Origin of the sequence: Mesorhizobium sp. M0751, from assembly GCF_040320265.1 — a bacterium.
Taxonomy (GTDB): domain Bacteria; phylum Pseudomonadota; class Alphaproteobacteria; order Rhizobiales; family Rhizobiaceae; genus Mesorhizobium.
In genome coordinates, this window is the sequence record NZ_JAMYPH010000025.1 from 52,821 (window position 1) to 79,665 (window position 26,845).

Here is a 26,845-nt window from a genome sequence, read left to right on the forward strand (position 1 = left end):
GACGATCGGCAGCGGGTTGGCAACGACGCCGTTTCAGTGATCCATCGCCTTGACGATCTCCTCGGTCATCTTCTTGGCGTCGCCGAGCAGCATCATGGTGCCGTCCTTGTAGAACAGCGTGTTGTCAATGCCGGCATAGCCGGAGCCGAGCGAGCGCTTGACGAACAGGCAGGTGCGGGCCTTGTCGACGTCGAGGATCGGCATGCCGTAGATCGGTGAGGACTTGTCGTCACGAGCCGAGGGATTGGTGACGTCGTTGGCGCCGATGACATAGGCGACGTCGGCCTGCGCGAACTCAGAGTTGATGTCCTCCAGTTCGAACACTTCGTCATAAGGCACGTTGGCTTCGGCCAGGAGCACATTCATGTGGCCGGGCATGCGGCCGGCCACCGGATGGATGGCGTATTTTACGTCGACGCCGTTGGCCTTGAGCTTGTCGGCCATTTCGCGCAGCGCATGCTGCGCCTGGGCGACGGCCATGCCGTAGCCCGGCACAATGATGACCTTTTGCGCATTCATCATCAGATAGGCGGCATCCTCGGCCGAGCCCTGCTTGACCGTGCGCTCGATGCCGTCGTCGGCAATGGCTGATGTCTCGCCGCCGAAGCCGCCGAGGATGACCGAGATGAACGACCGGTTCATGCCCTTGCACATGATGTAGGACAGGATGGCACCGGACGAGCCGACCAGCGCGCCGGTGATGATCAGCGCCAGATTGCCGAGCGTGAAACCCAGTGCGGCGGCGGCCCAGCCCGAATAGGAATTCAGCATCGACACGACCACCGGCATGTCGGCGCCGCCGATCGGGATGATGAGAAGGACGCCCAGCGCCAGCGAGGCGGCAACGATCAGCCAGAACACCAGCTTGGACTCGGTGGTGACGAGCAGCACGATCAGCACGATCAGCGTAATGCCCAGGGCCGCGTTGATGAAGTGGCGGCCACCGATCATGATCGGCTTGCCCGACATGCGGCCGTCGAGCTTCAAGAAGGCGATGACCGAGCCGGTGAAGGTGATGGCTCCGATGGCGACGCCGAGGCTCATCTCGATCAGCGCCTGGGCATGGATATCGGCGATGGTGCCGATGCCGAAACTCTCCGGCGCATAGATGGCGGCAGCCGCCACCATGACCGCGGCAAGACCAACCAGCGAGTGGAAGGCTGCGACCAGCTGCGGCATCGAGGTCATGGCAATGCGCCGTGCCGTGACCGCACCGGCCGAGCCGCCTATCAGCAGCCCGAGCACTATGAGGCTGAAGCGCCCGGCGGAAGGGGTGGCCAGCGCCAGCGTCGTGGCGATGGCAATGCCCATGCCGATCATGCCGTACATGTTGCCCTGGCGGCTCGTGGTCGGATGCGACAGGCCGCGCAATGCCAGGATGAACAGGATACCGGAGACCAGATAAAGGAAGGAGGCGAAGTTGGCGTTCATAGCGGCCTACTTTTCCTTCTTCTTGTACATGGCCAGCATGCGCTGGGTGACGAGGAAGCCGCCGAAGATGTTGACCGACACCAGCATGAGCGCAACGAAGCCGAAGCCGGTGGCGATGCCCGAGGCCGAGATGCCGACGGCCAGCAACGCGCCGACGACGATGACGGAGGAAATGGCGTTGGTGACCGCCATCAGCGGCGTGTGCAGCGCCGGCGTCACCGACCAGACGACGTAGTAGCCGACGAAGATCGCCAGGACAAAAATGGCGAAGCGGAAGACGAAGGGATCGATCGCGCCGCCGGACAGCGCGTACGCGGCGTCGCCGGCCGCCTCAGTGCCGGGAGCGACGGCAAGGTTCTGCACGGCGAGCCGCACGGCAGCTGTCGCCTGGTCGAGCTGGTCGAGGGCTTTCTGCAGGGTCTGATCCATCACGCGATCCCTCCGGTGGTCTTGGGCTTCCTCGAAGCGGCCGTTTTCTTCGCAGCCGGCTTCGCCGAAGCCTCGGCAACCATCGTCTTGGCCGGAATGGCCGGTGGTTCGACATGTTGGCCCTTTAGCGGCGCCTGCTCGGCCCTGGCGAAGGCCGGATGCACGACCTTGCCGCCATCGGTCAGCATGGTTGCCTTGACCAGTTCGTCGTCGCGGTTGATGGCAAGCGTCTTCGTCGCCTTGTCGACCAGCGTCTCGAGGAAGGCATAGAGGTTCCTGGCATAGAGAAGCGAGGCGGAGGCGGCGACGCGACCGGGAACGTTGAGATGGCCGACGATCTTTACCCCGTTGGCCGTGGTCACCACCTGTCCCGGAACAGCGCCCTCGACGTTGCCGCCACGCTCGACCGCAAGGTCGACGATCACCGAGCCGGGTTTCATCGAGGCGACCATTGCCGCCGAAACCAGCTTCGGCGCCGGCCGGCCGGGGATCAGCGCCGTGGTGATGACGATATCCTGCTTGGCGATGTGCTCGGCGGTCAGCGCAGCCTGCTTAGCCTGGTATTCCCTGGACATTTCCTTGGCGTAGCCACCGGCCGTTTCGGCCGCCTTGAATTCCTCGTCCTCGACTGCCAGGAATTTTGCGCCGAGCGAGGCGACCTGTTCCTTGGCGGCCGGACGTACGTCGGTGGCGGTGACCACGGCACCGAGGCGACGCGCGGTGGCGATGGCCTGCAGACCGGCGACCCCGACGCCCATGACGAACGCCTTCGCAGCCGGTACGGTGCCCGCCGCCGTCATCATCATCGGCAACGCCCGGTCATATTCGGCAGCCGCATCGATCACCGCCTGATAGCCGGCGAGGTTCGCCTGGCTGGATAGAACGTCCATCGATTGCGCCCGGGTGATGCGCGGCATGAACTCCATGGAAAAGGCAGTAACAGCGGCCTTGGCAAGGGCTGCGACGGCAGCGTCGTTGCCGTAGAGATCCATGATCGCGATGACAGCGGCGCCGGACTTGTAGCCCTTCAGCTCGGCGTCCATGGGGCGGCGCACCTTCAGCACCACATCGGCCCTGGAAACATCGCCGGCCTTGCCGATCGCGGCGCCCGCCTTGGCAAACTCCTCGTCGGGAATGCGCGACGCCGTGCCGGCGCCGGTTTCGACAATCACGTCGAAACCCAATGCCGCCAGCCGCTTCACCGTGTCGGGCGAGGCCGCGACACGCGGCTCGTTCGCGTCGAGCTCACGAGGGATGAAAACCGTCTGTCCCACCGCATGATCCTTTCGGCCGGAACCCGCTACCGCAAGACGCCGACCGACCCCGGGCGGTGCCTTCGACAAAGGTTGGAGGAGTTATCGGAGAATAAAGGCGCCGACGGCCAGGATCAGAACGAACAGTATAGTTCCTGAGAAGAAGCCTCCCGCAAAAAAGCCGAAAGCCATTGCCAGAAGCACGGCGAGGCAAAAGAGCGATCCGTATTTCGCGAGCCTGAGGAAGCCTGCATAGGTCCGATCATGCTCGGCATAGTCCATCTTCGCGCCCAGTTCGACAGGACCGGTCGGCGTGTGTTCAGCCATAGGAATACCCCTTCGAAGACATCTTTCAGGCACATAGCGAAAAGCCGCGTTAAGGGCAATGGCGCTAATGCCGCATCGCCGCAGCCAACAATCTCAAGCAAAACTTGAAATCGCTGCGCGGAGCGCGGCGATACCAATCCCAATGGATGGCAGGTCCGCCATTGCCGATGTCGTTAGCCGGCGAGATGCGGGAACAACCCGAGCAGGCCGACAACGATCAGATAAAGGGCGACGATGTAATTGAGCAGCCGCGGCATCACCAGGATCAGCACGCCTGCAATCAGCGAGATAAGCGGGGTAAGGGCGAGCGTGGAAATAGTCATATCGGTTCCTTTGATCGGATCGCTATCGAAGTGATGCTTGGCGGATGCCGGCCATGCCGACCTACCACCTGCACCTTGCCCAGAACGCCGAAGCGACCGGAAGGCTCCATGGGCTCGTTCAGGCGGCTTCGCGAAAATACTTGGCGGTGGGCAGGATGGTCAGCGGGGCGAGTTCGCCGGCACCGGGCGTATCGAACAACATGCGCTGCTCCATCGGCGTCGAACGGAAGAACGGAAAGCGAGCGTAGGTTTCGTTCTTGATCGCCAGGACATCGGCTTGATAAAGCAGCGCGAAACAGTTGATCACGCCGGCATAGGGCCGCGCATCGCCGATCGGTCGCGCCCGATAGATGCGCTTGTAGAAAGCCGCATGGTCCTCGCGGATCATGGATATGCAATAAGGCGCGCCGAAATGGAAGCAAGCCATGCCCGCAAGGCGCAGCGTCACATACGGGATCTGCGGGTAAAGCCGTGACCATTCGGCGTCCACGGCAAAACGGCTCGGGTCGATAAAGACTTCGCCGGCCGCCAGACGCGGCATCAACAAGTCCTTGTAGACGCTGAGCGCTGGTGATGTCGCGTTATCAGCAGACACGTTATGCAGGCGCATTGTGCTGACCAGCCGCCCCTCGATGTAGATTCCGAACGTATGGCAATTGGGCAGTTCGTCAAACTCGTCATGGACCTGACGGGACGCATTTTCGGGCACCAGATCGTTCATCCGATAGGAATTGTAGCGCAGCCTGTAAATGCTTTCGAAGTCCTCGCCGCTTTCACAGCGTCGGTACTCCGTGCGGTCAAGCAGCGCATAAACATGCTGCGCGAAGCTGGACATGGTCTCGGGCGCATCTTTCCCACCAGCGCCCGCCGCATGGCCGAGCGAACTCAACTGGGCACACATGAACTCTTATTCCCCGCGATTACCGCCACCAGCCGACACTACGGACCGGTCATGAGATGTAAAGATGAAAATAAGTAGGAGCTCGTTTACCGCTCGTTAAGGTTAACAATTAATAAAATTATACTAAAATACGCGGTTTTTTCAGCGCGAAGTCAGCGCCGCGGCGCCTTCCTTGCGGTCTGGATGTCCTTGGCGAAGGGCCAGACGGTGCTTGACATCGTCTCGATGCCGGACGCGCTGAGTGCCGACCCGAACAGAAAGCCCTGGACCAGGTCCGGCTTGACCTGCAATGCCAGGACCTTGAGCTGTTCGAAGGTCTCGACACCTTCGACGGTAACCGAAAGCCCCAGCGGCCGTGACAGGTTGACGATACCCTTGAGCAATTCGAGCGACCGGCTGTTCTGAGTGACATCCATCAGGAACGAGCGGTCGATCTTGATTTTGTCGAGCGGCAGTTTGTGGAGATAGCTGAGGCTCGAATACCCGGTACCGAAATCGTCGAGCGCAATGCGCACGCCCAGCCGCTTCAACTCCTCGATATATTGGCGTGTCAGCGACTTGTCGTCGAGCAGCGCCGTCTCGGTGACCTCGATCTCCAGACGTCCGGCGGAGAGACCGGATTCAGCCAGCGCGTCGCGAACCTTCTGGATGACATCACGGTTGCGGAAATCCTTGGCCGAGAGATTGACCGACACGCTGGTCTGGGCCGGCCATTTGGCGCATTCCGTGCAGGCCGCATGCAGGACGAAGGTGCTGATGTCGGAAATAATCCCCATTTCCTCCGCCAGCGGAATGAAGATACCGGGGGAAATCGGCCCGAGATCGGGATGATCCCAGCGGCACAGCGCTTCGCAACTGGCGATACGCATCGTGCTCATCGCCACGATCGGCTGGTAGACCACCCGCAATTCGTTATTTTCCACGGCGCTGCGCAGGTCCGCCTTCATCAGCTGACGGCTGCGGAAGGCAGCATCCATGGAGGCCTCGAACAGCCGCCAACCGTTCTTGCCAAGCTCCTTGGCCTTGTAGAGTGCAAGGTCGGCTTTGACGATCATGGCGTCAACGTCGGTATCCTTGACCCGCGACAGCACCGCGCCGCCGCTGGCCTGGATGCGTAATCCGTGGCCGGCGACATCGACCTCGCCCTGCAGATTGACAAAGATCTCATCAACCTGGCCGGTCAGGTGGCTTTCATCCTCGATGCGCTCGAAGAAGATCATGAACTCGTCGCCGCCGAAGCGGCTGACGGTGATGCCTGGCCCAGCGACTGCCGCCAGCCGCTCGGCAACGGCGTAGATCAATCCGTCGCCGACCGGATGGCCGAGCGTGTCGTTGACGCTCTTGAAATCATCGAGATCGAGCACCACCAGCCCGCAGAGACGGTCGGGATCCCCTGAGGCCATGGCTTCCACCACCAGCTCGTGGAAGTAGGCGCGGTTGGGCAGGCCGGTGAGACTGTCGTAGCGCGCCATGAAGCGGATCTTGTCTTCGGCCTCGACCCGGGCGGTCACATCCTCGAAAGTGACGACGCCCAGTTCCTGGCTGCCTTCGCGCGCCGAAAATTCATAGTGCTGGCCGTTGGTGAGCGAGACCAGGACCTTGCGGTCGCGGCCCTCGCGCAACGCACGCGTCAGCTGGGCTTCGATGTAACGGCAATCCTTCGGCGCCAGCATGCCGCCTGCAGCGCCGCGCATCAGCAGACCGTGGATCGAGCGGCCTAGCAGCGCATCGGCCGATTTGAGCGACATCAGGTGCGCGGCTTCGGCATTGGCCACCGCCACCCGGCCGTCGGGGCCAAGCATGACAAGGCCATGCGACATGGTGTTGAGCGCGCGGTTGAAACGCTGCGCGATGCGGTTCGCCTTCTTTTCCTCCGACAGGGCGGTAAACAGCACTTCGCGGACGATGTCGGCGAACCGCTTGATCGCAAACAGAAAGGGGGCCGACATCAGACCGAGGATGATGTGGTAGATATCGCCGCGCAGGATAAAGCCAAGCGATATGGGCCATGTGGTGGTTATGATAAAAATCATGACCATGCGCGGCGACCCATAATTGCGGCCGGCAATCGACGTGACCGATGCCAATGTGACGCAAACAGAGGCTATTTCGGCATAGTTGTCGTGGCTGTCATTTGCCAGATAGATGCTGACGAAACAGAATGCGCCAAGCATGAAACCATGCATCGAACCGAAAATTATGTAATCGTTTTCACGATCATGGGCTTCTTCCCACGTCGTGGGGGAAGGAAGTCGCCCGTATTTCCGGATGTTGCGAAGGCGCAGAGTACCGACAATGATGAGCCCAGCGGCAACGAGAAGATACGCCAGGTCCATGGTCTTCCAATAGACCAGGATGACGAGGAGTGTCTGCGCAACAAGGCCGATCGACAGCGTGAACCCGTCGCGAAACAGCGTTTCCACGAACGGAATGTAAACGTCGACCGGAATCTCGTTTTTTCGTCTCAGATTCACGCCTGGATCCCAACCCTGGGGAACCCAGCAGTGTCACATTGGCCTTAAGAAAGGTTTAGAGCGGCGTTTCGAGCCCTGCCGGCATCCATTGGTGACGCAACGGAAACAGGGAAACTACAGTTCAGGTAAACAAGGCGTATCACGGTGCGGAATCATTCGGCGGCTTGAAGCTGCGTCCGCAGCGGCGCCGTCGAAAGGCGGTCGAGCAGACGCTGGCGTTCGCCGGCGGCTTTTTCGGCACTGGCCCGCTTGACGTGGCCAAAGCCGCGGATGAGCGCCGGTACCGAAACAAGCGCGGCAGCGGCCTCGATCTTGCCCGGCGCCAGCGCGCCGGCGACAAGCTCCAGGTCGGCTTCATAGAGGGCAAGAAGCTCCCGCTCCATACGCCTCTCTGCGCTGTAGCCGAACAGGTCGAAAGCGGTGCCGCGCAGGCCCTTCATCGCCGCCAGCAGGCGGAACCCGTTCATCATCCACGGGCCAAAGCTCGATTTCTTCGGCTTGCCGTCACTGCCGCGCCTGCCCATGATCGGCGGTGCGAGATGGAATTCAAGCTTGCCGTAGCTCTGGAACTGATTTGCGAGCTCTGCGGCAAAGGAGCCGTCCGTATAAAGCCGCGCTACCTCGTATTCGTCCTTGATCGCCATCAGCTTGAACAGGTTCTTTGCGGCAGCCTCGGTCACCACGGTCGAACCGGGCACAGCATTGGTTTCGGCCTTGCGCAGCGCCGCCAGTCTGTCGGCATAGCGCTTGCCATAGGCGGCGTTCTGATAGGCGGTCAGGAAGGCGACGCGGCGAGCAATTATATCGTCCAGCGTCTCGGCAATTGCGGCATGCTGCGCGGCCTTGCCCGGCTGGGCGAGAAGGCTGCGGACGAAATCCGGCTGGTGGGCGGCGCGGCGGCCCCAGCGAAATGCCGCGATATTCATCGCTACCGCCTCGCCGTTGAGCTCGATCGCCTTCTCGACCGCCTCCGCCGACAGCGGCAAGCCGCCGTGCTGGAAGGCGAAGCCGAGCATGAACATGTTGGCGCCAAGCGAGCTGCCGAACAGCGCGGTGGCGGTGCGGGTAGCGTCGAAGAAATGCGTCCTGCCGTCGCCCGCGGCAGTTCTTATCGCTTTCTTCAGCCGCTCGACGGGCAGCGAGAAATCGGCCGAACGGGCGAACTCGCCCGGCATGATCTCGGCGGTGTTGGCGAGGAAGATGGTATGGCCTTCGCGCACCGCGGCCAACACCTTCTTGGCACCCGAAACGACGAGATCGCAGCCAAGCACGAGATCGGCCTTGCCGGCCGATACGCGAATGGCGTGGATGTCGTCCGGCGTGCGGGCGATGCGGACATGGGTGAACACAGAGCCGCCCTTCTGGGCGAGGCCGGCCATGTCGATCATGCCGCAGCCCTTGCCTTCCAGGTGCGCGGCCATGCCTAGCACCGCGCCTATGGTGACGACGCCGGTGCCGCCGACACCGTCGATGATCGCCGCCCAGCCTTGTTCACCGAGCGCAAATGGCGCCGGCGCCGGCACACCCGCGAGCGGGTCGGCCGCGCCGGCAATGCCTTCGGCTTTCCTGACTTTGGCGCCGTGGACGGTGACGAAGGACGGGCAGAAACCGTTGACACAAGAGAAGTCCTTGTTGCAGCTCGACTGGTCGATCTTACGCTTGCGGCCGAATTCGGTCTCGACCGGCTGGATCGAGACGCAATTCGACTGCACGCCGCAATCGCCGCAGCCTTCGCAGACCAGCTCGTTGATGAAGATACGCTTGTCGGGATCGGGGAAGGTGCCGCGCTTGCGGCGGCGGCGCTTCTCGGCGGCGCAGGTCTGGTCGTAGAGCAGCACCGAGACGCCCTTGACCGAACGCAACTCGCGCTGGACGAGATCGAGATCGTCGCGGTGGTGGATGGTGGCGCCGGCGGGAAATTCCACCTTGCCGGTATATTTGTCCGGTTCGTCGGTGACGATGGCGATGCGCTCGACGCCCTCGGCGCGCACCTGCCTGGCGATCATGTCCACCGTCAGGCCGCCCTCGTGCGGCTGCCCGCCGGTCATCGCGACGGCGTCATTGTAGAGGATCTTGTAGGTGATGTTGGCGTCGGTCGAGAGCGCAAAGCGGATCGCCAGCACACCCGAGTGGTTGTAGGTGCCATCGCCCAGATTCTGGAAGATGTGCTCGCGCTTGGAGAACGGGGCCTGGCCGACCCACTGCGCGCCCTCGCCGCCCATAGCGGTGAAGCCGACCGTATTGCGATCCATCCACAGCGCCATGAAATGACAGCCGATTCCGGCGGCGGCGAGCGAGCCGTCCGGCACCTTGGTCGAGGAATTGTGCGGGCAGCCGGAGCAGAAGAAGGGCGTGCGCGAGGCGATGTCTGACGTGTCGGCCAGCATCGCCTGGAACTGGCGCAACTTCGCCACCCGCGCAGCGATTTCTTCCGACGGGCCGATCGTTCGCAAAATCCTCTCACCGAGCGCGATGGCAATATCGTTGGGGTCGAGCGCGCCCTTGGCCGGGAACAGCCAGTCGCCGCGCTCGTCCTTCTTGCCGACGATGACCGGCTGCGTCGCTGTGCCGTAAAGGTTCTCGCGCAGTTGCACCTCGATCAGCGAGCGTTTCTCTTCGACGACGACGATGGTATCGAGGCCGCGAGCAAAGTCGGCGATGTGCTGCAGGTCGAGCGGCCACGGGCAGCCGACCTTGAACAGCCTGATACCGATGCGACTGGCGGCCGCTTCGTCGATGCCGATATCCTCCAGCGCCTGGCGAACGTCGAGATAACTCTTGCCGATGGTGACGATGCCAAGCTTGGCGCTGCTGCCGCCCGAATAGACGATCCGGTTCAGCCCATTGGCGTGGATGAAGGCCGAAGCGGCGGCGCGCTTGTATTCATGCAACCGCTCCTCCTGGCCGAGCATGTCGATCTCGTTGCGGATGTTGAGGCCGCCGGACGGCATGTCGAAGTCCGGGATGACGATATCTAGCCGGTCGAGCGCGGCATCGACCGAGGCCGTCGATTCGATGTTGTCCTTGACGCATTTGATCGCCGCCCAGGTGCCGGCAAAACGCGACATGGCAAAGCCGTAGAGGCCGTAGTCGATGATCTCCTGGACGCCGGCCGGATTGAGGATCGGCACCATGGTGTCGACGAACAGGAACTCGGTGGCATGCGCGTTGGTCGAGGATTCGGCCATGTGGTCGTCACCCATCAGGGCCAGCACGCCGCCATGTTTCGATGACCCGGCGAGATTGGCGTGGCGGAACACGTCGCCGGAGCGGTCGACGCCCGGACCCTTGCCATACCAGACTGAAAAAACGCCGTCATGGGTACCCTCGCCCAGCAATTCGGCCTGCTGCGAGCCCCAGCAGGCGGTGGCGGCGAGCTCTTCGTTGAGACCGGGCTGGAAGACGATGTCCGACTGAGCGAGCTGGTTCCTGGCCTTCCACAGCTGCATGTCGAGGCCGCCGAGCGGCGAGCCGCGATAACCGGAGACGAAACCGGCGGTGTTCAGGCCAGCCCGGCGGTCGCGCTCGCGCTGCATCAGAAGCATGCGGATGACTGCCTGGGCACCCGACAGGAAGATGCGCTCCTTTGCCAGGTCGAACTTGTCGTCGAGCGCGACATTGTGCAGCGTCATCAGGCATTTCCTGTGCGGAGGTCGCGCCTAGAGGTGCGCGGCCAACGTCGGAGTCGAGTGCCCACAGTCTTTCTTCCCTTGCCGGGGAGGTCAAACAAAATCGAAGGTGCCAGGCGGTCCGCAACAAACGATCCGTGAGCGGCCGTGTGGCGCCACGAAACGCCTGTCGGGGAGGATGGCCAAGCACGAAAATTCCGGCGGCGGTCGGTGCCGCTGGTGACGCATCATGCAGCCTTTGGGCAGCTGGGCTTCGGTTCACCGGGCAGCTTGCCGTCGACATGGCCGGCCAAGTCCTTGTTGAGCTCGTAGACTGGCCCGACCACCAGAGGCCGGTCGGGCAGGACCGACTGGTCGAGCGAGGACGTCAGAGTGGTCTCGAAACTCTGCAGCAACTTGCCGCTGGAATCCTCGATGCGGATCGACACCGCATAGGGCTTGTCCTTGACAACGCAGGTGAGCGGCGGGCTGGTGAGCGTCACATGCGGCAGCTTCGGCCATATTTTCTGGGTGACGATGATCGGATCACCACCGGCCGGGTTCTGGAAGGAGACCACAGCGACCTGCCCCTCACCCACCGGCCGCAGCGGATTGAGGGTGATGACATAGGTGGCGATACCCAGCCGGTAGTTGAACTCGAACAGCTTCCCGGAAATGGCGAACAGCTGGTCCTTGCCGGAATCACGGCAGGCGCCGAGCGCGGCCGCCGCAAACAACGCCGCGACGACAATCATCGCGCGCGAACATTTCTTAGACATTGGTGACCTCCCTGGCCGCGGTTCGGCGGCGATAGTATCGGTTTGCCTTCTGGCGGTTGCCGCACACCGCCATGTCGCACCAGAGGCGGCTGGAATTGCGGCTTCGGTCGACAAACAGCCAGCTGCAGTTCGGACATATCCTCAGCCTGGCGATGGTGTCGCTGCGCAGCAGCGACAGCGCCGAGACCGCAAGCGCCGCCTCGAAGGCGATCGGATTTGCCGGGTCGCCGAACGGTTTCCCGGGCGTGCCGATTTCGGTGTGGCCATGGGCGAGGCCATCGGCGCAGGCTTCCAGGAACTCAGGCATGTCGGCGGTGTCGATCGCACCTTTCGATACCGCGCCGCGAAACAGCCGATCGGTCGTCTCCCGGATCGACAGCACCACCGGTGCGATCTTTTCAGGCGCCGGCGCCACGAGCCGCCTGCCGCCGAGCTCGGCGGCGCGAAAGCCACTCGCCGCTTCGGCAAAGCGGGCGATCTCGGCCGGATCGTCGAAACGGTCGAAGGTTTCCTTTGGATCGTTCCGCAAAACGACGGTGTTCGCCGTGTCGAGCGCCAGCATGCCACCGGTGAAGCGGTGCGGAGTCCAGGATACTGTCATATGGAGAATCTAACCGATAAATCGCGTTTGACAAGTTAGATTCCGGGTGCAACGCTCGTCACTGAGGCGATCGCCGTATTGAGAATGTCGTCCGCCCCAAACCCCGCCCCGATTGCGGGACATGCATCGAGGGTCTTGCATGCTCTATTTCTTCCAGCAGGTTCTGAACGGGCTGCATTCGGGCGCGCTCTACGCATTGCTTGCCTTCGGCTACGTGCTGACCAACGGCATCCTGCACCGTACCAATCTTGCCTATGGCGCGCTGTTCGCCTTTTGCGGGCATACGATGATCCTCACCGCGGCGTTCGGCTATCAGGCGCTGTGGCTGACGCTGTTTGCATCGGTCGCGCTCGGCGTAGCTGCGGCATTCCTTTATGCGGCGCTGCTCAGCCATGTCCTGTCGCGAAGCATCTTCGAACCGCTGGCCGACCGCTCGCCCAACGCCATCGTGGTGACGACGCTCGGCATATTGCTGGTCTTGTCGGAAGCCAGCCGCATCGCCGCCGATACCCATGACCTATGGTTGCCGCCAATGCTGGCCCAGACCATCGTCTTCGCGCAGAATGCCAGCTTCAAGGCGACGTTGACGCTGATCCAATTGCTCGATTGCGCCGCCGTGCTGGCGGCTATTGCGCTGGCTGCGTGGGGGTTCACACATTCCAGCTTCGGCCGAAGCTGGCGTGCCGTATCCGACGATCCCAAGGCCGCTGCGATGTGCGGTGTCGATGTCCGCGCGGTGTTCCGGCGTGCGGTGCTTTTCGGCGGGCTTTGCGCGGCATTGGCTGGCGTGCTCGCCGCCTTCTACTACGGAAACATCAGCTTCGGCACAGGGTTGGTCTACGGGTTGAAGATCCTGTTCGTGACCGCAGTGGGCGGCTATCTCTCGCCTTTGCGGGCGGCACTGGGCGCCGCCGCTTTCGGCATGGCCGAATCGCTATGGGCCGGTTATTTCCCGCTCGAATGGCGGGACGGCTGGATGTACCTGTTCCTCGTCGCCATGCTTGTGCTGATCGGCTCCGGCCGCGACCAACAGAAGATCGCCTGAGCCGCATCCGACTTTGGTTGGATGAAAGCGCCACATGTCCTTGGACATGCAAACGACGAGGCAGCATTTTGCCGGGCGTCACCTCGCAACTGTGTTTATGCGGGCTGTCCCATGTTGACCCGCCGAACCACGCACTGCATACCGTTGGTCCACAGCGACGCGACGGACAGGGAACCGGCGTGCTCTGACACAAGGGAGGAATGCATGGCAGGGCTTCTCGCTCTTTCCAGAACCATCGACCGTTTGAACGAATTCATCGGCAAATGGGTTTCGTGGCTGATCCTGCTGGCAATCCTGGTAAGCGCCGCCAACGCCGTCATCCGCAAGGTGTTCGACATGTCCTCGAACGCCTGGCTGGAATTGCAATGGTATCTGTTCGGCGCCGCCTTCATGCTGGCCGCCGCCTACACTCTGAAGCAGAACGACCATATCCGCATCGATATCGTCTACGGCATGTTCTCGCGCCGCGTGCAGCACTGGATCGACCTTTTCGGTCACGTCTTCTTCCTGATGCCGTTCGTGACGTTGATGGTGGTCTATTTCGTTCCCTATGTGTCGCTGTCTTATCGCAGCGGCGAGATGTCGAACAATTCCGGCGGGCTGATCATCTGGCCGGCGAAGGCGATCCTGCTGGTCGGCTTTTTCCTGCTCGCGCTGCAGGGCATTTCCGAGATCATCAAGAAGATCGCCATCATGCGCGGTCGGATGGACGATCCCACTCCGTTCATATCGGTGCATGAGCAGGCCGAACTCGAAGCCAAGGCGCTCGTCGAAGAGGTGCGCTCGTGATCGAGTTCATCGCCCAGAACATGGCGCCGATCATGTTCGCCTCGCTGATCGTCTTCCTGCTGATCGGCTACCCCGTCGCCTTCTCGCTCGCCGCCAACGGTCTGATGTTCTTCTTCATCGGCGTACTGCTGTCGCCCTATTCGGGCGGCTCGATCAATCTCGCCTGGCCGTTGCTGCACGCGTTGCCGGATAATTTCTATGGCAGCCGGGTGATGTCGAACGATACGCTGCTGGCGATCCCGTTCTTCACCTTCATGGGCATCGTGCTCGAACGATCCGGCATGGCCGAAGACCTGCTCGACACGATCGGCCAGTTGTTCGGACCGGTCCGTGGTGGCCTGGCCTATGCCGTGATTTTCGTCGGCGCTCTGCTTGCCGCGACGACCGGCGTGGTGGCAGCTTCCGTCATCGCCATGGGTCTGATTTCGCTGCCGATCATGCTGCGCTACGGCTACGACCGCCGGCTGGCATCCGGCGTCATTGCCGCGTCCGGGACGCTCGCCCAGATCATCCCGCCGTCGCTGGTGCTGATCGTCCTGGCCGACCAACTCGGCCGCTCGGTCGGCGATATGTACAAGGGCGCGCTGATCCCCGGGCTCATTTTGACCGGCATCTACATGCTCTACATCCTGCTCATGTCGATCTTCCGGCCGAAGTCGATGCCGGCTCTGCCGCTGGAGGCCCGTACGCTGGGCCATGGCGTGCTGTCGCTGCTGGCGGCGCTGCTGGCGGCGGTGGTGGTTTCCTATGCGGCGTATCGCTACCTCGCGCCGAACCATGGCGGCAACGCCGATATCCTCGGCGCCAGTATTGGCGTCATCTTCATCTATGTGGTGGCGATCGTCGACCAGCGCCTGAAGATCAACCTGATGTCCAGACTGGCACAGCAGGTGATCATCGTGCTGATCCCGCCGCTGGCGCTGATCTTCCTGGTGCTGGGCACCATCTTCCTCGGCATCGCCACGCCGACCGAAGGCGGCGCCATGGGCGCCGTCGGCGCGCTGGCGATGGCGGCGATGAAGGGGCGGCTGTCGCTCGACGTGATCAAGCAGGCGCTGGCCTCGACGACCAGGCTGTCGTCCTTCGTTCTGTTCATCCTGATCGGCGCGCGGGTGTTCTCGCTGACCTTTTACGGGGTCAATGGCCACATCTGGGTCGAGCACCTGTTGACGTCGCTGCCGGGCGGTGAAGTCGGTTTCCTGATTGGCGTCAACATCCTCGTCTTCGTGCTCGCCTTCTTCCTCGACTTTTTCGAGCTTGCCTTCATCATCGTGCCGCTTTTGGCACCGGCGGCCGATAAGCTCGGCATCGACTTGATCTGGTTCGGCGTGCTTTTGGGCGTCAACATGCAGACCTCCTTCATGCATCCGCCCTTCGGCTTCGCGCTGTTTTATCTGCGCTCGGTCGCCGCGCGCGTGCCCTATCTCGACCGGCTCAGCGGCAAGCAGATCGCGCCGGTCACCACAGGACAGATCTATTGGGGCGCGGTGCCCTTCGTCTGCATCCAGGTGATCATGATCGGCCTGACCATCGCCTTCCCGCAGATGGTGATGCACTATAAAGGCACCGTCGTCGATCCGGGCACCATCAACTACCAGGTGCCTGAAACGCCTGGCATCGGCTTGTCGCCGCTTGGCACGCCGCCGGCCAACGGCGGCACTGCCCCGGCCTCACCTTCCACACCGGATTTGTCGCAGCCGCCGAGCTTCGACGAAAAGCCGCCCGCGAAACCGGCGGCACCGGCAATCGATCTGTCGCAACCACCTAGTTTCAACTGAGGAAGGCCCGGTAGCCATGAAGGCGGTGCGACTGGAGCGAGTGGGCCGCCTCGCCATGTGCGAGGTCGAGAAACCGACCGCCGGGCCAGACGAGCTGCTGGTGCGGATCGAGGCGTGCGGCGTCTGCGGCACCGACAGGCATCTTTTCCATGGTGAATTCCCGTGCACGCCGCCGGTGACGCTCGGGCATGAATTCTCCGGCATCGTCGAGGCGATCGGACTTGCCGTATCCGGCTTTTCCGTCGGCGACCGCGTCACCGGCGACCCCAATATTGCCTGCGGGCGCTGTGCGCATTGTCAAGCGGGCCGGGTCAATCTCTGCGGTAATTTGCGCGCCATCGGCATCCATCGCGATGGCGGCTTTGCCGAATATCTTGTCCTGCCGCAGAAACAGGCCTTCGTTTTGCCAGACAATCTGGCGCCGACGCATGGTGCGTTCTGCGAGCCGCTCGGTTGCTGTCTGCATGGCGTGGACCTTGCCGCGATCAAACCAGGCTCGTCGGTTGCCGTGCTCGGCGGCGGCGTGATCGGCTTGCTCACCGTTCAACTGGCAAAGCTCGCCGGTGCGACGACCATCATCTTGTCGACGCGTCAGGCCTCGCGGCGGGCTCTAGCCGAGCAACTTGGCGCAACGGCGACGGTCGATCCCAGCGCTTCCGACGTCACCGAAGCGATCGTCGGCCGGTCGGGTTTGATGCCGGGCGGAGTCGACGTGGTGTTCGAATGCGCCGGCGTGAAAGACACCGTCGAGCAGTCGCTACGGCTGGCCAAAGCGGGCGGCACAGTTGTCATCGTCGGCGTGATGCCGCGAGGCATGAAAGCGGCGTTCGAACCGTTCGACCTGCTGTTCCGCGAGTTGAAGGTCCTGGGCTCCTTCCTCAACCCCTTTACCCATCGCCGGGCCGCCGATCTTATCGCCTCGGGGGCGATCGAGGTAGATCGGCTTATATCGCGGCAGGTCAGCCTCGACGAGGCGGTGGCGATCATTGCCAACCCGCCGGCGCCCGGTGAGGTCAAGGTCCTGGTAATGCCCGGCTGATCGCAAACGAGATGCACTGCGGCGCCAGCGTCCCGAAGGAACGCCGGCGCCGCAGAGCAGCAAGATTCAGAGCTTGCTGTTGCGCTGCTGGACCATCATGAAAGTGTCGTAGTTGTACTCGGCCACCTGCGCCCAGAGATAATGCTCCTTGCGGAACGCCTTGATTGAGTCCCAGATCTTCTTGAACGGCGCGTTCGAGGCTTCCATCTCGGCATAGACCTCGTTGGCCTTTTCGAAGCAGGCGGCCATGATCTCCTGGCTGAACGGGCTCAACTTGGCGCCGCCGGCAACCAGCCGCTTAACCGCCGCCGGATTGAGATAGTCGTATTTCTGCAGCATGTTGGCGTCGGCCGCTTGAGCGGCAGTATGCACCAGCGACTTGTAAGCCGGCGAAAGTTCGTCGTATTTCGCCTTGTTGAACATCAAGTGGACGGTCGGTCCACCTTCCCACCAGCCGGGATAGTAGTAATAGGGCGCAACCTTGTAGAAGCCGAGCTTCTCGTCGTCGTAGGGGCCGACCCATTCGGCGGCATCGATCGTGCCTTTTTCCAGCGCCGGATAAATGTCGCCGCCGGCGATCTGCTGAGGAACCACGCCGAGCCTTTGCACCACTTTGCCGGCAAAACCACCGATACGCATCTTGAGGCCGGAAAGGTCGGCGACCGTTTTGATCTCCTTGCGGAACCAGCCGCCCATCTGCACGCCGGTATTGCCGCCCGGCAGCCCGAACAGACCCTGCGTCGCCAGGAACTCGTTGAACAGGTCGATGCCGCCGCCATGATAGTGCCAGGCGTTTATGCCGCGCGCGTTGAGCGAAAACGGAACCGCCGCTCCCAGCGCCCAGGTCGGGTCCTTGCCCCAGTAATAGTATGCCACAGTATGGCAGGCCTCGACGGTGCCGGCAGTGGTGGCATCGGCGGCCTGCAGGCCGGGAACGAGTTCGCCGGCGGCGAAGACCTGGACCTGGAAGTTGCCGTCGGTGGCCTCCGACAGCATCTTGGAAAACACTTCGGCACCGCCATAGATCGTGTCGAGCGACTTCGGGAAGGACGACGCCAGCCGCCAGGTCACTTTCGGATTGGACTGGGCGATGGCCGGCGCGGCAAGTGTCGCGGCAGCGGCCGCGGCGCCAACACCGGCGGTGCCGGCCTTGCGGATGAACGAACGACGATCCATGAAGTTCCTCCCTTTTGGATCCACTGACCGACATTCGGGACACATCGGCGCCCGGATCGGCTTCGAGCCGACAATACACAGGCAAGGAGTCGAGTCCAGCGCGGCAGCCCGGTTTGAGTGGCGCATTTCGGGGAAATTCACGGCGTTGGGGCAGATCTTGCAACTATAGTCTAAGGTCGATTAACTGGCCTACGCGACACGCCGAAACTTGCCATGGAAATGCGCCTTCGGATCGCCTATTTTGCAGGCAGATAATTCGTTGCACCCGATGGGATCCGGACCAAATGCACCAGCCGCTCGTCGCCATATCGACCGACGTCCGCCAGTTCGACAATTACACCTGGCATGCCGCGCCACAGCAATATCTCGAAGCGGCGCTTTCGGGTGCAGGCGTGTTCCCGCTGCTGGTACCGTCCTTCGGCGACCGGCTCGACTTCGATGAACTGCTTTCCGCCGTCGACGGCGTCATGGTCACCGGTTCCAAATCGAACGTTCATCCCTCGCTCTATGGCGGTGACGCCAGCGAAGCTAATGGTCCTTACGACCCCGCCCGCGACGCGACGACGTTGCCGCTGATCCGCCGGGCGGTGGAGCGCGGGGTGCCGTTGCTCGCCATCTGCCGCGGCATCCAGGAGATGAATGTGGCGCTGGGTGGCACGCTGGCCACCGAAATCCAGGAACGCGCCGGTTCGCTCGATCATCGTGCGCCGGCAAGCGACAATCAGGACGAACGCTTCGCCATCCGCCAGAGCGTGTCGATAAAACCCGGCAGCTGCCTGGCCGGGGTCTTCGGCGCCGGCGACATCATGGTCAATTCGGTGCATCGCCAGGCCATCGACCGGCTTGGCCCGAAGCTGCAGGTCGAAGCGGTCGCCGCCGATGGCACTGTCGAGGCGGTTTCGGTGCGCGATGCACGGGCTTTCGCCGTCGGCGTCCAGTGGCATCCCGAATACTGGGTCAAATCGGACAGCATCTCGTTAAAGATATTTCGCGCATTTGGCGATGCGGTGCGCCTGCATGCTGCCGCAAAATCCGCGTCGCGCGCCGCGGCAGAATAGCGCTCGTCAGTTGCCGGTCGACGCCAGCGTCAGCAGCGGTAGCGCCGGCGCGTAGGATTCGTAACCATCGCCGTCGGCGACTGAGAACATGACGATCGGATCGGTACCGTTGGCGCTGAAGGTGACCGTGCCGTCATCCTGCTCTCGCCAGAACTTCGCCTGCTCGACGCCGGGCAACACCCGGCGGCAATTTGCGGCGACGGTCAACAGCGACAGGCCTTGCGAAATCTCGGCGCCGCGGCTGACCGCACAAGACGCCTCGTCGCCATGGGCTACCAGCCTGTAGTTGCCGGATGAAGGTGGTGCCTCACTGGCTGCACGGCTTTCACCGCTACCGGCGTAAAACAGTTGGGCGCTGCCGAACAGCGCAGCGACTGCCATTAATGCGGGAAGCGTCTTCATCCTGGTTCTCCGCGCATTTCAGGCGCGCCGCGTTCGAAGAGATCAGGGAGGCGCGCTTCATCTTGCTGTCATGTGCTGTCAGGCGGACAGACACTGCGAAGGGCTCAGAATGATTCCCAGGGGTTAAGCTGAAGTTAACAATAAAATGGCGGTCACAGCCTCGCCTTGACGTTTGCCGTCTCCGGCACCGGCGTCAGCGCCTTGCGCTGCGAAAACCACGAAACCAGATTGTCGACGCACAGGTCCGCCATGGCGCGGCGGGTGTGCTGCGAGGCCGAGCCGACATGCGGCAAAAGCGAGGTGTTGGGCGCGGCAAGCAACGCCGCCGGCACATTCGGCTCGTCGGCAAAGACGTCTAGCCCGGCAGCGGCGATGCTGCCGCTGGCAAGTGCGGCGGCAAGGGCTGGTTCGTCGACCGTACTGCCCCGGCCGATATTGACGAAGACGCCGTTCGGCCCAAGGGCCGAGAGGATTTCGGCATTGACGGCCTTTTCCGTCGAAGCCCCGCCGGGCGCCACCGAGATCAGTGTGTCGACCGCCTCGGCGAGACCTTTCAGCGTCGGGTGATAGTCATAGGACAGGCCTTCGACGCGGCGCCGGTTGTGGTAGGCGATGGGCAGCCCGAAAGCGTCGAGCCGGCGGGCAATGGCGAGGCCGATGCGGCCCATGCCGAAGATGCCGACATGGCGATCGCGCAGAGTCAGTCGGCTCAGCGGGTAATTGCCTTTGCGCAGCCAACTTCCGTCGCGCAGCCAGGCCTCGGCGCGCGGCAGTTCGCGGATGGTATTGATCAACAGGCCGAGCGCCGTATCGGCGACCTCTTCGGTCAGCACATCCGGGGTGTTGGTGACCATGATGCCGCGCTGTGCGGCGTGGCGGACATCGACAGAATCATAGCCGACGCCGAAATTGGCGATGATCTCGAGCTTTGGCAGCGCATCCATCAACGCGGCGCTTATGCCGCCAAAGGCGGCTATGCCGCGCACCGTACGGCGCATGTCGTCGGTGACCAGCGACGGATCGGCGCGTTCGATCCGGACGCGGCTGAACGCCCCGTCGATGCGGCCGACCGCATGATCGTTGAACTGGCCCGGCACCAGAATGGCGACAGCTTGCTGTTCGGTTTTTGTCATGCACGTTCCACCGGTTTGCCGGTCGACTGGCGCACATGCAGTTCCGGCTTGATCAGTTCCTGCGACGGCCGCACCGTCTGTCCGTTGAGTTTGTCGAGCAGCGCGCTGGCGGCGCGGCGGCCAACCTCGCGCTGGCCGTTCCACACGGTGGTCAACGCCGGCGTCGCGATCGCCGCCTCCTCGAGGTCGTCATAGCCGGTAACCGAGATGTCGATGCCCGGCACCAGCCCGGCGCGCGCAATGCCGTTCATCAGTCCGATGGCGACGAGGTCGTTCCAGCAGCACGCCGCGGTCGGCCTGTCCTTCAGCGCCAGGAACTGCCCGGCAGCCTCGAAGCCGGCCTGCTTGGTGCGCGGGCCGGCAATGCGCCAGGACGGCCTGACCTCGAGCCCTGCCGCCTCCATGGCGTTGACATATCCCTGATAGCGGTCGCGGCCGGTCGAGGTCTGGTCGGTGCCGCCGATCATGGCGATGCGCTTGTGGCCAAGCGAGATCAAATGGTTGGTGGCAAGCCCGGTGCCGTAGGCATCGTCGCCGCGAAACACCGGCACGTCGGCACCTTCGACGGTGCGTGCAATCAGCACTGCCGGGAGACCGTTCTCCTCGGCCATGATTATGTCTTCGGGCGGCGTGCCGATCGCCGGCGACATGATAACGCCGTCGGCGCCGAGCTGCAGAAGCGTGTCGATGAAGGTGCGTTGCTTCTCGAGCTGGTCGTAGTGGTTCGACAGGATGAAGGTCTGCCGGCTGCGGTCGAGCTCGCTCTCGATCGAACGCAATATCTCGGCAAAGAACGGGTTCATGATGTCGTGGACGACGACGCCGACTATACCTGAGCGCGAAGTGCGCAGGCTGGCGGCGCGGCGGTTATAGATATAGCCGATGGCGCGTGCATGTTCCTTGATGCGGTCGCGGGTGCCGCCGGCGACCAGCGGGCTGTCGCGCAAGGCCAGCGAGACCGTGGCCGTGGACACGCCGAGCGCATCCGCGATGGTCGAAAGCTTGATCTTCTGTGCCAGCGCCCTGCGCTCCCGAAGCAATTTAAACTGTTTAAAGGCCGGCTCTTATGCCATCGATCCCGAGCAAATCAAAGTTTTTTTGCCAGCGCTTCCGCCTCCGCGTCGAGCGTCGCGCGGTTGCACAAGCGAAGCCGGTGCTCGCGGTGGACGATGTAGAGGCCGCTGGCGACGATGACGGTTGCACCGACCAGGGTCCAGCGGTCGGGAAACTGGTTGAAGACGATCAAGCCGGAGATGATCATCCAGATCATCTGCGAATAGGGATAGGGGGCCAGGGCCGTGGTGGTGGCGAGGCGATAGGCCTGCACAAGAAGCCAATGGCCAAGGGCGCCGAAAACGCCAAGCATCAGCAATATGAACCAGTGCCAGCCATCCTGCGGCAGCGAAAGCGAAAATGGCAGTGTCGGCAGCAGCAGCACGGCCGGCGCCAGCGCCGAAAACAGGATGAGGCTTTCCGAGGTTTCCGTGGCCGACATGCGGCGCGTCATGATGACGTAGAAACTGTTCGACAGCATCGAGCCGAGCGCAAAGAGATGGCCAACGCCAAAAACGCCGACGCCCGGCCGGGTGATGATGAGGACGCCGACAAAGCCGCCCATGATCGCCAGCCAGCGCCGCCAGCCGGCCCATTCGCCGAGCAACGGACCGGCAAGCGCGGTGATCACCATCGGGCCGAAGAAGTAGATCGAGGTGGTTTCCGCCAGCTGCAGCGTCCGCAGCGCGAGAATGTTGCATATCGTCGATCCGAACAGGAGCAGACCGCGCGTGAGATGCGCCGGCAGGTTGGCAGGACGAAAGCGCAGCGGCTCGCGCCATCCACGCAGAAAGACGCCGACGATCAGCACATGGACCGCGAAGCGGGTCCAGGCGACGATCAGCGCCGAGACGCCGGCCAGCACAAGGTATTTGCTGCTGGTGTCGAGAAAGGTGAAAAACACGTAGACGGAAAGCATGCACAGGATCGCCGCCGGCGATGTCGCGCTTTCGTCATGTCTTGGGGGAGCATTCAATTTCAGGCCGGACGGGAAGCAAGGCAGTCCCTCACCAATGCGGCAATTGTCGCCTGCGGGCAAGCCAAAACAGGCTGGCACAACGACAGCCGCCGACAGGCTCAGTTTTTTGTTTTGGTGGCCGACCTAGTGGCCGACGACTCAGGCGTGCATGCGGGCGCCCTTGGTGATCTTGTCGACGAGCTTCTTTTCGGCGCGAAGCGCGATGCCGACCACCTTGGCATCCTCCGGCGCAAATTCGGCAAAGACGGCACGGTTGGCCAGATCATACCCAGTCGAAAACATTTCCTCGACATAGAGCGAAACCGTCACACCACGCTCCAGCGCCCACCGCTGGATCGCGCCGAGCGTCTGGCCGTCCGCCGAAAGCACGATGACCGGCTGGATCGACAGCGGGTTGTAGATATTGCCGGCGCGATCACGGTAGGGCTCGCCGATAATGTCCGGAAACTGCGCGACGATGCCGCTGGTCAGAAAGGCGGTGACGTTGAGCTTTTGCCAGACGGGAAGATCATCCTTGAGCACGATTGCAAATTTCGTATCGAACATGCGACAGTTTCCAATCCGAAAAGGGGGTCCAATCCGAGGCTGCGAGTGAAGCGATGGCGCACGGTCTAGACGGCGAAGCCTTTCAGGGTCTTGGACGTTTGTGCGTGGATGTAGCCGAGAACTGCATCGTGCCGGCACCCCGTGCTGCCGGCATTGAACGCATCGAGGCCCGGTTCCACGGCAACGCCTTCGATCTCCATCGCCACGACACCTATGCGATCGGGGTGACGCTTTATGGCGTGCAGCGCTTCCGCTATCGCGGCCAAACGCGTCAGAGCTTGCCTGGCCAGATCATTATCCTTCATCCCGACGAACTGCACGATGGCGGTGCCGGCACTGAAGACGGCTTGCGATACAGAATGCTCTATTTGGAGCCGTCCCTGATGCTCGATTGTCTCGGCGGCGGATCACTGCCATTCGTCGGGAATGCCGTGGTGACAGACCGCGATCTCCGGGCGACGCTGCTTTCGGCGCTCGGGCCGCTGAATCAGGAACTGGACGAGCTGTTTGTCGTCGATTTCATGACGCAGCTTATGCAAAGCCTGGCCCGGCACGCCGGTCAGCCGGCGAAACCGGTAGCGAAAACTGCGTGGCGCGCCGCCAGCCTGGCGCGCGACTATCTGGAGGAAAATGTCGCGCGGATTGTACGTTCGGATGAATTGGAGGCGATCACCGGATTGGACCGTTATGCCCTGTCGCGGCATTTCCGCGCCACCTTCTCCACCAGCCCGCACCGGTTCCTGCTGATGCGCCGGCTTCAACGAGCCCGTCGGATGATCGAAGCCGACGAGCCACTGGCGCAAATCGCCATCGCAGCCGGTTTCAGTGACCAAAGCCATTTCAATCGGCATTTCAAGAAGGCGTTCGGCGTCACACCGGGACGCTGGTCGGCACTCACGCGACGGCCGTCAGCGGCGAACGTGTGAGTTATTCAAGCATCTTGTCCTCGATATCCAGTTCGTCATCGGGGAGCACCATTTCGCCGTTCGACAGGTTCGCCTCGACACGGGCAAGCAGCTTGAACAGCGCTTTCTGATCCTTCTTGTCGAGACCCTTCAATGCCTGCTTTTCGGTCTTCTTCACCGATTTCTCGATGGCGTGGATGATTTCGCGGCCGGTATCGGTAAGGAAGATATGCGCCTGGCGGGCATCGGCGGACGAGGCGCGCTTTTCCAGAAAACCCTGCGCCTGCAGCCGGTTGATGGTCTTGGTGATGGTCGGCGGACGCACGCCGAGGCGGCCGGCAAGGTTGCCGGGCGTCTGCCCGTCCTCGCGGTCGAGCGCCAGCATGATCTGGTCCTGGCCGGCATAGAAACCATGCGCCAGAAGCCGGGCGGCGAGCGCCGTGCGCGCCAGCCGCGCCGCCGAATGCAGCCGGCTCATTGTTGCAGTCTTGTCCGCCTTGGCCATGCTCATCCCTCCTCGGCCGAACCGGTGCGGGCAGCATAGAAGCAGGCCGCCGGTTGGCAATGACGATCGAAAACATTCCGGCTCGGAAAATAGCTTTGCCGGCAAGCATCGCGGTGCTCGCGGTGGCTAATGCCAGATGTTTATTTCAGTTAGATGACAAACGACTTTCCGCAATGGCTGGATGGGGACGTGACGAGGTGTTCTCAACCGGCGTTCACCGCGACCACCATCAAGGCCTGAAAAGCGTCCGCCATTTCCCGCAGCGCTGCCTGCGACAGCGGCCCGGCCTGCCGCGCAATGCCGTCCCGCGCGTTCGATGTATCGCGTTTGCCGGGGCGATCTTTATAGGGCGCGACGGTGGCGAATATCTGCTCGCTGAGGCTGTCGGGGAAGAACATCTGGCCAGTCATTACCGAGCGGTCGTCGGGGAAGATCTTGAAATGGATGTGGGTGGTGCGGCCGCGATACCAGCCGGGATAGATGGTGGCGAAAGAAGCAATGCCGCTTTCATCGGTTCTCTGCCAGCCGCGGAGAAAGCTCTGGCCGGACGTGTCGATATCCTGCCCATCGCCCTGTCCGGGATAGCCGGAATAGGCGCCCTGGGCGTCGCAATGCCAGATATCGACGTGCGCGCCGGGAAGCGGCCGGCAGGCGGCGTCGACGACTTGCAGCCGCACATTGAGGGCGATGCCCTTCTTTCCCTCGGTGACGTCGGTGCGTTCAAGCTTCGGGTCGAAATAGAACGGCCCTTCGGTGACCTCGGGCGTGATGGCGCAGACGCCGGCACCGGCTTCGAACAAGGCGAGCCCGGCATAGGGCGAAACCTGCCCGGCCCTTGCACCGGCTGGCAGGAATATGCCGCCAGCGGTAACCGCAACGAGACCGAGTGTCTGCCGACGGCTTAGTGGCAAGGACTTGTCGGACATCTGGCGCCTCTTCAGTGCGAACAGCCCCCGTTAATGATCCTCGGCCTATCTAGGCCCTACTGCCAGCCCCGCGCCAATGAAAGTTCGGCAATGTGAGGAAAGTTCGGCAATACCAGCCTCTCTTTCGCCCACCGGTTTGCCTCGTGCAAAAGCCGAGCACACATCCTATATGGAGCCGACAATCCCTATTCGAGGCACAATATGAGCGACGCACAGACGCAGATCCCCGTAACCGTCCTCACCGGCTATCTCGGCGCCGGCAAGACGACACTGCTCAACCGCATCCTTTCGGAAAACCATGGCAAGCGCTACGCCGTCATCGTCAATGAATTCGGCGAGATCGGCATCGACAACGAGCTGATCGTGGAATCCGACGAGGAAATCTACGAGATGAACAATGGCTGCGTCTGCTGCACCGTGCGCGGCGACCTGATCCGCGTCGTCGAAGGCCTGATGCGCAGGCCCGGCCGCTTCGACGCCATCGTCGTTGAGACCACAGGCCTCGCCGATCCCGTGCCGGTAGCGCAAACCTTCTTCATGGACGACGACGTGCGTTCCAAGACCAGGCTCGATGCCGTGGTGGCGCTGGTCGACGCCAAGCACCTGCCGCTGCGCCTCAAGGATTCCCGCGAGGCCGAGGACCAGATCGCCTTTGCCGATGTCGTCGTGCTCAACAAGACCGATCTGGTCACCCCCGAAGAGCTGAGCAAGGTGGAGGCGACGATCCGCGCCATCAACCCGGCGGCACGAATCCATCGCACCACTCGCGCCAGCGTGGCGCTGTCCGAGGTGCTCGATCGCGGAGCGTTCGACCTGTCCCGGGCGCTGGAGAACGATCCGCACTTCCTCGAGGCGCATGATGATCATGACCATCACCACCATGATCACGACGGCCATGATCACCACGATCATGACGGGCATCATCATCATGCGCACGCTTCCGACATCCATGACGTGACGGTGCAGTCGGTGTCGCTGCGCGGCGGCGAGATGGACCCGAAAAAGTTCTTCCCGTGGATCGAGAAGGTCACCCAGATGGAAGGCCCGAACATCCTGCGGCTGAAAGGGATCATCGCGCTGAAGGGCGATGACGAGCGCTATGTCATCCAGGGCGTGCACATGATCATCGAGGGCGACCACCAGCGCGCCTGGAAGGACGGCGAGAAGCACGAGAGCCGGCTGGTGTTCATCGGCCGCGAACTCGACGCCGAGCGGCTGAAGACAAGCTTCGAGGCCTGCCAGGCCGCTTGATTTAGCTGCCCTTTCTTCCTTCTCCCCTTGTGGGAGATTCGCGGATGGTTGATCGTGTGCTTGGTCAATTGAGCTTGGCGGACGGCCTGGCCTCGTCGGACGAGACAATCTTCGATCTTGTTGCGAAGGAGATC

26 protein-coding genes are annotated in these 26,845 nt (G+C 62.5%); 7 read left to right on the forward strand and 19 right to left on the reverse strand.

The features are described from left to right. Positions 1–33: 33 nt before the first annotated feature. The 10 genes from NKI19_RS28260 to NKI19_RS28305 form a co-directional block, all read right to left on the reverse strand. Complete coding sequence (locus tag NKI19_RS28260; RefSeq protein WP_352565252.1) at positions 34–1,431, reverse strand: NAD(P)(+) transhydrogenase (Re/Si-specific) subunit beta; 1,398 nt, start codon at positions 1,429–1,431, stop codon at positions 34–36. Between the two features lie 6 nt (positions 1,432–1,437). Further along, positions 1,438–1,860: an NAD(P) transhydrogenase subunit alpha part 2 gene (locus tag NKI19_RS28265; RefSeq protein WP_473557849.1), complete on the reverse strand. Its 423-nt coding sequence runs from the start codon at positions 1,858–1,860 to the stop codon at positions 1,438–1,440. Continuing rightward, positions 1,860–3,134, reverse strand: coding sequence for a Re/Si-specific NAD(P)(+) transhydrogenase subunit alpha (locus NKI19_RS28270; RefSeq protein WP_352492663.1), 1,275 nt, complete (start codon positions 3,132–3,134; stop codon positions 1,860–1,862). The genes NKI19_RS28265 and NKI19_RS28270 overlap by 1 nt, the downstream gene beginning before the upstream one ends. Positions 3,135–3,215: 81 nt before the next feature. Then, the gene (locus NKI19_RS28275; RefSeq protein WP_292658309.1) at positions 3,216–3,440 is read right to left on the reverse strand and encodes an aa3-type cytochrome c oxidase subunit IV; all 225 of its coding nucleotides are present in this window, start codon (positions 3,438–3,440) and stop codon (positions 3,216–3,218) included. A gap of 173 nt (positions 3,441–3,613) precedes the next feature. Further along, positions 3,614–3,763 (reverse strand): DUF3096 domain-containing protein, encoded by a 150-nt coding sequence (locus NKI19_RS28280; protein WP_013528205.1) that lies wholly within the window; start codon positions 3,761–3,763, stop codon positions 3,614–3,616. A gap of 118 nt (positions 3,764–3,881) precedes the next feature. Continuing rightward, positions 3,882–4,664, reverse strand: coding sequence for an N-acyl amino acid synthase FeeM domain-containing protein (locus NKI19_RS28285; RefSeq protein WP_352709102.1), 783 nt, complete (start codon positions 4,662–4,664; stop codon positions 3,882–3,884). Positions 4,665–4,816: 152 nt separating this feature from the next. Beyond that, positions 4,817–7,138, reverse strand: a complete 2,322-nt coding sequence (locus tag NKI19_RS28290; RefSeq protein ID WP_352492665.1) for a putative bifunctional diguanylate cyclase/phosphodiesterase — start codon at positions 7,136–7,138, stop codon at positions 4,817–4,819. A gap of 152 nt (positions 7,139–7,290) precedes the next feature. Beyond that, complete coding sequence (locus NKI19_RS28295; protein WP_352492666.1) at positions 7,291–10,770, reverse strand: indolepyruvate ferredoxin oxidoreductase family protein; 3,480 nt, start codon at positions 10,768–10,770, stop codon at positions 7,291–7,293. Positions 10,771–10,994: 224 nt separating this feature from the next. Beyond that, a complete protein-coding gene (locus tag NKI19_RS28300; RefSeq protein ID WP_352492667.1) occupies positions 10,995–11,525 on the reverse strand; it encodes a hypothetical protein in 531 nt (176 codons plus the stop codon). Further along, positions 11,518–12,126: a CGNR zinc finger domain-containing protein gene (locus NKI19_RS28305; RefSeq protein ID WP_352709104.1), complete on the reverse strand. Its 609-nt coding sequence runs from the start codon at positions 12,124–12,126 to the stop codon at positions 11,518–11,520. Before NKI19_RS28305 ends, NKI19_RS28300 begins: the two co-directional genes overlap by 8 nt. 139 nt (positions 12,127–12,265) lie before the next feature. Between NKI19_RS28305 and NKI19_RS28310 the strand changes: the two genes are divergently transcribed. The 4 genes from NKI19_RS28310 to NKI19_RS28325 all read left to right on the forward strand — a co-directional run bounded on the left by NKI19_RS28310 (position 12,266) and on the right by NKI19_RS28325 (position 16,777). Further along, a complete protein-coding gene (locus tag NKI19_RS28310; RefSeq protein WP_292658326.1) occupies positions 12,266–13,171 on the forward strand; it encodes a branched-chain amino acid ABC transporter permease in 906 nt (301 codons plus the stop codon). A gap of 204 nt (positions 13,172–13,375) precedes the next feature. Then, positions 13,376–13,960 (forward strand): TRAP transporter small permease subunit, encoded by a 585-nt coding sequence (locus NKI19_RS28315; protein WP_352492669.1) that lies wholly within the window; start codon positions 13,376–13,378, stop codon positions 13,958–13,960. Beyond that, complete coding sequence (locus NKI19_RS28320; protein ID WP_352492686.1) at positions 13,960–15,738, forward strand: TRAP transporter large permease; 1,779 nt, start codon at positions 13,960–13,962, stop codon at positions 15,736–15,738. The genes NKI19_RS28315 and NKI19_RS28320 overlap by 1 nt, the downstream gene beginning before the upstream one ends. A 16-nt stretch (positions 15,739–15,754) precedes the next feature. After that, entirely contained in the window at positions 15,755–16,777 is a 1,023-nt protein-coding gene (locus NKI19_RS28325; RefSeq protein WP_352492670.1) for a zinc-dependent alcohol dehydrogenase family protein, read from the forward strand. A 66-nt stretch (positions 16,778–16,843) separates the two neighbouring features. Here the strand turns inward: NKI19_RS28325 and NKI19_RS28330 are convergent, their stop codons facing one another. After that, positions 16,844–17,953, reverse strand: coding sequence for a TRAP transporter substrate-binding protein (locus NKI19_RS28330; RefSeq protein ID WP_352492671.1), 1,110 nt, complete (start codon positions 17,951–17,953; stop codon positions 16,844–16,846). A 284-nt stretch (positions 17,954–18,237) separates the two neighbouring features. On the opposite strand from NKI19_RS28330, the gene NKI19_RS28335 reads away from it, so the two are divergent. Next, positions 18,238–19,011 (forward strand): gamma-glutamyl-gamma-aminobutyrate hydrolase family protein, encoded by a 774-nt coding sequence (locus tag NKI19_RS28335; RefSeq protein WP_352492672.1) that lies wholly within the window; start codon positions 18,238–18,240, stop codon positions 19,009–19,011. A gap of 6 nt (positions 19,012–19,017) precedes the next feature. Here NKI19_RS28335 and NKI19_RS28340 read toward each other — a convergent pair whose 3' ends face one another. The 6 genes from NKI19_RS28340 to NKI19_RS28365 form a co-directional block, all read right to left on the reverse strand. Beyond that, positions 19,018–19,413: a hypothetical protein gene (locus tag NKI19_RS28340; RefSeq protein ID WP_352492673.1), complete on the reverse strand. Its 396-nt coding sequence runs from the start codon at positions 19,411–19,413 to the stop codon at positions 19,018–19,020. 152 nt (positions 19,414–19,565) lie between these two features. Beyond that, a complete protein-coding gene (locus NKI19_RS28345; protein ID WP_352492674.1) occupies positions 19,566–20,546 on the reverse strand; it encodes a 2-hydroxyacid dehydrogenase in 981 nt (326 codons plus the stop codon). Beyond that, entirely contained in the window at positions 20,543–21,565 is a 1,023-nt protein-coding gene (locus tag NKI19_RS28350) for a LacI family DNA-binding transcriptional regulator (protein WP_023676245.1), read from the reverse strand. Before NKI19_RS28350 ends, NKI19_RS28345 begins: the two co-directional genes overlap by 4 nt. A gap of 68 nt (positions 21,566–21,633) precedes the next feature. After that, on the reverse strand, positions 21,634–22,518 hold the full coding sequence (locus NKI19_RS28355) for a DMT family transporter (RefSeq protein ID WP_352492675.1): 885 nt from the start codon (positions 22,516–22,518) through the stop codon (positions 21,634–21,636). 198 nt (positions 22,519–22,716) lie between these two features. After that, positions 22,717–23,124, reverse strand: coding sequence for a DUF2000 family protein (locus tag NKI19_RS28360; RefSeq protein WP_352492676.1), 408 nt, complete (start codon positions 23,122–23,124; stop codon positions 22,717–22,719). Positions 23,125–23,189: 65 nt separating this feature from the next. Beyond that, entirely contained in the window at positions 23,190–23,324 is a 135-nt protein-coding gene (locus NKI19_RS28365) for a hypothetical protein (RefSeq protein ID WP_352951261.1), read from the reverse strand. On the opposite strand from NKI19_RS28365, the gene NKI19_RS28370 reads away from it, so the two are divergent. Continuing rightward, positions 23,277–24,050: an AraC family transcriptional regulator gene (locus tag NKI19_RS28370; RefSeq protein WP_352951260.1), complete on the forward strand. Its 774-nt coding sequence runs from the start codon at positions 23,277–23,279 to the stop codon at positions 24,048–24,050. The genes NKI19_RS28365 and NKI19_RS28370 overlap by 48 nt on opposite strands. Before the next feature lies 1 nt (position 24,051). Here NKI19_RS28370 and NKI19_RS28375 read toward each other — a convergent pair whose 3' ends face one another. Next, positions 24,052–24,534, reverse strand: coding sequence for a MarR family winged helix-turn-helix transcriptional regulator (locus NKI19_RS28375; protein ID WP_254816029.1), 483 nt, complete (start codon positions 24,532–24,534; stop codon positions 24,052–24,054). 203 nt (positions 24,535–24,737) lie between these two features. Continuing rightward, positions 24,738–25,460: an intradiol ring-cleavage dioxygenase gene (locus NKI19_RS28380; RefSeq protein WP_352492678.1), complete on the reverse strand. Its 723-nt coding sequence runs from the start codon at positions 25,458–25,460 to the stop codon at positions 24,738–24,740. A gap of 201 nt (positions 25,461–25,661) precedes the next feature. Here NKI19_RS28380 and NKI19_RS28385 point away from each other — a divergent pair, with 201 nt between their 5' ends. Further along, positions 25,662–26,711: a CobW family GTP-binding protein gene (locus tag NKI19_RS28385; protein WP_352492679.1), complete on the forward strand. Its 1,050-nt coding sequence runs from the start codon at positions 25,662–25,664 to the stop codon at positions 26,709–26,711. Positions 26,712–26,845 lie beyond the last annotated feature (134 nt).

Excerpts from the sequence above, each read along its gene's own strand:
- NKI19_RS28260 (WP_352565252.1), bottom strand. The coding sequence starts at position 1,431 with ATGAACGCCAACTTCGCCTCCTTCCTTTATCTGGTCTCCGGTATCCTG.
- NKI19_RS28265 (WP_473557849.1), bottom strand. The coding sequence starts at position 1,860 with ATGGATCAGACCCTGCAGAAAGCCCTCGACCAGCTCGACCAGGCGACA.
- NKI19_RS28275 (WP_292658309.1), bottom strand. The coding sequence starts at position 3,440 with ATGGCTGAACACACGCCGACCGGTCCTGTCGAACTGGGCGCGAAGATG.
- NKI19_RS28280 (WP_013528205.1), bottom strand. The coding sequence starts at position 3,763 with ATGACTATTTCCACGCTCGCCCTTACCCCGCTTATCTCGCTGATTGCA.
- NKI19_RS28285 (WP_352709102.1), bottom strand. The coding sequence starts at position 4,664 with ATGTGTGCCCAGTTGAGTTCGCTCGGCCATGCGGCGGGCGCTGGTGGG.
- NKI19_RS28295 (WP_352492666.1), bottom strand. The coding sequence starts at position 10,770 with ATGACGCTGCACAATGTCGCGCTCGACGACAAGTTCGACCTGGCAAAG.
- NKI19_RS28300 (WP_352492667.1), bottom strand. The coding sequence starts at position 11,525 with ATGTCTAAGAAATGTTCGCGCGCGATGATTGTCGTCGCGGCGTTGTTT.
- NKI19_RS28305 (WP_352709104.1), bottom strand. The coding sequence starts at position 12,126 with ATGACAGTATCCTGGACTCCGCACCGCTTCACCGGTGGCATGCTGGCG.
- NKI19_RS28310 (WP_292658326.1), top strand. The coding sequence starts at position 12,266 with ATGCTCTATTTCTTCCAGCAGGTTCTGAACGGGCTGCATTCGGGCGCG.
- NKI19_RS28315 (WP_352492669.1), top strand. The coding sequence starts at position 13,376 with ATGGCAGGGCTTCTCGCTCTTTCCAGAACCATCGACCGTTTGAACGAA.
- NKI19_RS28325 (WP_352492670.1), top strand. The coding sequence starts at position 15,755 with ATGAAGGCGGTGCGACTGGAGCGAGTGGGCCGCCTCGCCATGTGCGAG.
- NKI19_RS28330 (WP_352492671.1), bottom strand. The coding sequence starts at position 17,953 with ATGGATCGTCGTTCGTTCATCCGCAAGGCCGGCACCGCCGGTGTTGGC.
- NKI19_RS28335 (WP_352492672.1), top strand. The coding sequence starts at position 18,238 with ATGCACCAGCCGCTCGTCGCCATATCGACCGACGTCCGCCAGTTCGAC.
- NKI19_RS28340 (WP_352492673.1), bottom strand. The coding sequence starts at position 19,413 with ATGAAGACGCTTCCCGCATTAATGGCAGTCGCTGCGCTGTTCGGCAGC.
- NKI19_RS28345 (WP_352492674.1), bottom strand. The coding sequence starts at position 20,546 with ATGACAAAAACCGAACAGCAAGCTGTCGCCATTCTGGTGCCGGGCCAG.
- NKI19_RS28355 (WP_352492675.1), bottom strand. The coding sequence starts at position 22,518 with ATGCTTTCCGTCTACGTGTTTTTCACCTTTCTCGACACCAGCAGCAAA.
- NKI19_RS28360 (WP_352492676.1), bottom strand. The coding sequence starts at position 23,124 with ATGTTCGATACGAAATTTGCAATCGTGCTCAAGGATGATCTTCCCGTC.
- NKI19_RS28365 (WP_352951261.1), bottom strand. The coding sequence starts at position 23,324 with ATGGAGATCGAAGGCGTTGCCGTGGAACCGGGCCTCGATGCGTTCAAT.
- NKI19_RS28375 (WP_254816029.1), bottom strand. The coding sequence starts at position 24,534 with ATGGCCAAGGCGGACAAGACTGCAACAATGAGCCGGCTGCATTCGGCG.
- NKI19_RS28380 (WP_352492678.1), bottom strand. The coding sequence starts at position 25,460 with ATGTCCGACAAGTCCTTGCCACTAAGCCGTCGGCAGACACTCGGTCTC.
- NKI19_RS28385 (WP_352492679.1), top strand. The coding sequence starts at position 25,662 with ATGAGCGACGCACAGACGCAGATCCCCGTAACCGTCCTCACCGGCTAT.